This window comes from Accumulibacter sp. (assembly GCF_023806625.1).
Lineage (GTDB): Bacteria > Pseudomonadota > Gammaproteobacteria > Burkholderiales > Rhodocyclaceae > Accumulibacter.
Genome location: NZ_JAMTDX010000050.1, coordinates 1 through 3,766, shown reverse-complemented (window position 1 = coordinate 3,766; position 3,766 = coordinate 1). Strand labels below are relative to the sequence as shown.

5 protein-coding genes are annotated in these 3,766 nt (G+C 65.3%); 3 read left to right on the top strand and 2 right to left on the bottom strand.

Annotated elements, in window-relative coordinates:
• Nucleotides 1-25: 25 nt before the first annotated feature.
• Together NFW05_RS08850 and NFW05_RS08845 are read right to left on the bottom strand one after the other, a co-directional pair.
• The gene (locus NFW05_RS08850; RefSeq protein ID WP_295305189.1) at nucleotides 26-619 is read right to left on the bottom strand and encodes a DUF3489 domain-containing protein; all 594 of its coding nucleotides are present in this window, start codon (nucleotides 617-619) and stop codon (nucleotides 26-28) included.
• A 102-nt stretch (nucleotides 620-721) separates the two neighbouring features.
• Nucleotides 722-943, bottom strand: coding sequence for a hypothetical protein (locus tag NFW05_RS08845; RefSeq protein WP_295305186.1), 222 nt, complete (start codon nucleotides 941-943; stop codon nucleotides 722-724).
• 104 nt (nucleotides 944-1,047) lie between these two features.
• Between NFW05_RS08845 and NFW05_RS08840 the strand changes: the two genes are divergently transcribed.
• The 3 genes from NFW05_RS08840 to NFW05_RS08830 form a co-directional block, all read left to right on the top strand.
• The gene (locus tag NFW05_RS08840) at nucleotides 1,048-1,593 is read left to right on the top strand and encodes an elements of external origin (protein WP_295305183.1); all 546 of its coding nucleotides are present in this window, start codon (nucleotides 1,048-1,050) and stop codon (nucleotides 1,591-1,593) included.
• Nucleotides 1,541-3,562, top strand: a complete 2,022-nt coding sequence (locus NFW05_RS08835) for a phage terminase large subunit family protein (RefSeq protein WP_295305179.1) — start codon at nucleotides 1,541-1,543, stop codon at nucleotides 3,560-3,562. Before NFW05_RS08840 ends, NFW05_RS08835 begins: the two co-directional genes overlap by 53 nt.
• Nucleotides 3,559-3,766, top strand: a 208-nt coding sequence (locus NFW05_RS08830) for a hypothetical protein (protein WP_295305176.1), incomplete at its 3' end; no start/stop codon positions are given. The genes NFW05_RS08835 and NFW05_RS08830, both read left to right, overlap by 4 nt.

The window sequence follows — 3,766 nt, the reverse complement described above, 5'->3', positions numbered from 1 at the left end:
CCGACGGCGCTGATGTTTGTAGCGATCAGGCGATCCGATAGACCCGACCGCGCCCTTCGATTTTCTCCGACGTCACGTCGAGACCGAGTTTCTTCTTTAGGGCGCCGGCAATCGCACCCCGGACCGTGTGGGCTTGCCAGTCGAATGCCGCGACGATCTCCTCGATGCTGGCGCCCTCGGGGCGCTTGAGCATCTCGATGAGCTTCGCCTGCTTGCTGTCTCCGCGCGTGCGCGGCGCCTGATCGGTCTTGCGCGTTCGGGTTTCGATCTTGGCCGCGACGATGCCTTGCTCGGCTGGGGTGCCACCCACCAGTCCGCCATCGTCGATGGCGGCAGCATGGCGTCCCTCGGTGGCGGGATCCGTCTCGGGCTCGATACCAAGTTCGTCATAGGCGGCGCGCGACGCTTGTAGCGTCAGCGGCGCGCCATCGTCGTAGCGCCAGACGGTATCGTCTGCGCGGCCAGGGACTTCTTCGAGAAATCCCTTGGTGAGGAGGCTCTTCAGGACGTTGCCGACGGCATTGCCCTTGAGTTTCAGGGTGACCGGGAAGACGCAGCCATCGGGGCGTTGGCATGCGGTCGAAAGAACGACGAGTTGGGAATCGGAAAGTTTCGCCATGGTGTGGGCTCCTTGCTTAGCGAGCCGCGACAATCGCGGCTCTCCTACGAGCCCAAGCCCCGCCGGCTTTGCCGGTCGGGGCATAAGCGGGACGAGGGTCGCCTATTCGGCGTGTTCGCCTTCCTTGAAGGCACTGTCGGTGATGCGCTTCAGAAGCTCGGCGTAATGGGCGAGTGTCCCGACATGGCCCCAATTGATGTCGTCGGGCGCGTAGTCGAAATGGTCGTCGCTCAGAGCCTTCAGTCGGTCGAGCATCGCGTCGATTTCGGCCTTGCGGGCGATGAAGGCGTCGAGGGCGGTTTGCTTAAGCGGGGTCTTGGTCATGGCGCTCTCCGTTCCTTGATGGTGACGCCATACACGCGCTGCTTTGGCCCGGAGCCAAGCTCTTAAGCGCAGCATTTGATTGCTTTCTTCGAGCCAGGACGATCATGGGATTATCAATCCGCGCCTATGCCCGGCATCGCGGCGTGAGCCACGTCGCGGTGCTGCGCGCTGCCAAGGCCGGGCGCGTATCCCTTGAGCCGGATGGCACGATCGACCCGGCCAAGGCCGACATTTCCTGGGAGCGTTCGACCGAACCCGGGCGGTCCAAGGCCAAGTCCGAGAAGCTCAAGCCCGTGGCCGAGGCAGCCATGGGGTCGGTCCGGGAGACTCTCAAGGAGCAGGGCCTGCCGGCGAGCGGCAATGTGACGTTCGTCCAGGCGCGGACCGCCCATGAGATCGCCAAGGCGCATCTCGCGCGCCTTCGGCTCCAGCGCATGAAGGGCGAGCTGATCGACCGGGCGCGCGCGACCGCACTTGTCTTTCGCATGGCGCGCGAGGAGCGGGACACTTGGGTCAATTGGCCCGCCCGTGTCGCCGCGCTGATCGCGGCCGAGCTTGGCGTGGAGGCGCATCCGATGCAGAAGGCTTTAGAGACACATGTCCGCGCCCACCTCGCCGAACTTGCCGAGGTCCGACCAGAGTTCCGTTGATCTGTTCGGCTTCGAGGGTGCTGAAGAGCTATGGCAATCCTGGCGCGACGGTCTCACCCCGGATCCGCTGCTGACTGTTTCCGAATGGGCGGACCGGCATCGCTTCCTGAGCCCGCGCGCATCGGCCGAGCCGGGGCGCTATCGAACCGATCGCACGCCCTATATGCGCGCGATCATGGATGCGCTGTCGCCGTCGCACCCCGCGCGGCGCATCGTGTTCATGAAGGCCGCGCAGGTCGGGGCGACCGAGGCCGGCAATAACTGGATCGGCTACGTCATCCATCATGCGCCGGGTCCGATGCTCTCGGTGCAGCCGACCGTCGAGCTTGCCAAGCGCTTCTCGCGCCAGCGCATCGAACCGTTGATCGCGGAAAGCCCGGCCCTGCGGGAGCGCGTCAAACCGGCGCGCGCGCGGGATGCCGGCAACACGGTCCTGTCGAAGGAGTTTCCGGCCGGTCTTCTGGTCATCACCGGCGCCAACAGCGCGGTGGGACTGCGTTCGATGCCGGCACGCTACCTCTTTCTCGACGAGGTCGACGCCTATCCGCCCTCGGCTGACGAGGAAGGCGATCCGGTCGCACTCGCCGAGGCGCGCACGCGCACCTTCTCGTGGCGTTCGAAAGTGTTTCTCGCTTCGACGCCGACGATCCATGGCGTGTCGCGGATCGAGCGCGAGTTCGAGGCATCCGATCAGCGACGCTTCTTCGTGCCGTGCCCGCATTGCCAGCATCGGCAGTGGCTGCGCTTCGAGCGGCTGCGATGGGAGAAGGGAAAACCCGATACCGCGCATTACCAATGCGAAGCCTGCGACGGTGCAGTCGAAGAGCACCACAAGATAGAGATGCTCCATGCTGGCGACTGGCGTCCGACGGCGGAAGCCGCCGATCCCGGTACGATCGGGTTCCATCTGTCGGCGCTCTACTCGCCGGTCGGCTGGATGAGCTGGGCGATGATCGCGCGCATGTGGGAAGCGTCGCTGGCGACCGATGAAGCCAAGCGCAGTTTCAAGAACGGCGTGTTAGGCGAGACCTGGATCGAAACCGGCGAAGCGCCTGACTGGCAACGGCTCTATGAACGCCGCGAGGACTGGCAGATCGGCACCGTGCCGAGCGGTGGTTTGTTCCTGACCGCTGGCGCCGACGTCCAGAAGGACCGGATCGAAGTTTCGGTCTGGGCCTGGGGACGGGGACTGACCAGCTGGTTCGTCGACCATATCGTCATCGATGGCGGGCCCGAGCATGCCGAGACTTGGGGACAACTCTCAGGCCTGCTCGACCGGACGTGGCCGCATGCCCATGGCGCGCGGCTCGGTCTGGCGAAACTCGGCATCGATAGCGGCTACGAGTCGCCCGCCGTCTATGCCTGGGCACGATCGGCAGGTCATGCGCAGGTCGCACCCCTGAAGGGTGTCGAAGGCTTCAACCGGGCGGCACCCGTCGTGGGCCCAAGTTTCGTGGACGTCACGGAAGCCGGCCGCAAGCTGCGGCGCGGTGCTCGTCTCTGGACGGTCGCGGTGGCTACGTTCAAAAGCGAGACTTATCGGCATCTGCGGCTCATGCGCCCGACCGACGAGGAATTCGCCGAGGGCGCGCAATATCCGGCGGGCTTCGTGCATCTGCCGCGCGGGCTCGAAGCGGAGTGGGTGAAGCAGCTCGTCGCCGAACAACTCGTGAGCGTGAAGACCCGTCGGGGATTCCAGCGGCTCGAATGGCAGAAGCTTCGCGAACGCAACGAAGTCCTCGACTGCCGGGTCTACGCCCGGGCGGCTGCCTGGATCGCGGGTGCGGATCGCTGGACCGATGAGAAATGGCGCAATCTGGAAGATCAGGTCGGACCGGCGCCTGAAGGAATCGTCGATGTGAAACCGGATGCGTCGATCGCAGCCGGTGTGCTGGCGCGTGCGCCCGTTCCCGGCGGCAAACGCCGATCCGACTGGCTCTCGGGCGTGGATAAAGGATGGTTGCGATGAGCTGGACCAATGCGGAACTCGACGCGCTGCGACGCGCCTACGCGTCTGGCACATTGCGGGTCAGCTACGACGGCAAGACCGTCGAGTACGGCTCCGCCGCCGATCTTTTGTCGCGGATCCGCACGATCGAGCGTGAAACCGCCGGGGGTGCTGAAAACCGTCCACCCGTCGCCGGTTTCGCCGGGTTCTCGCGCGGGGAGCGCT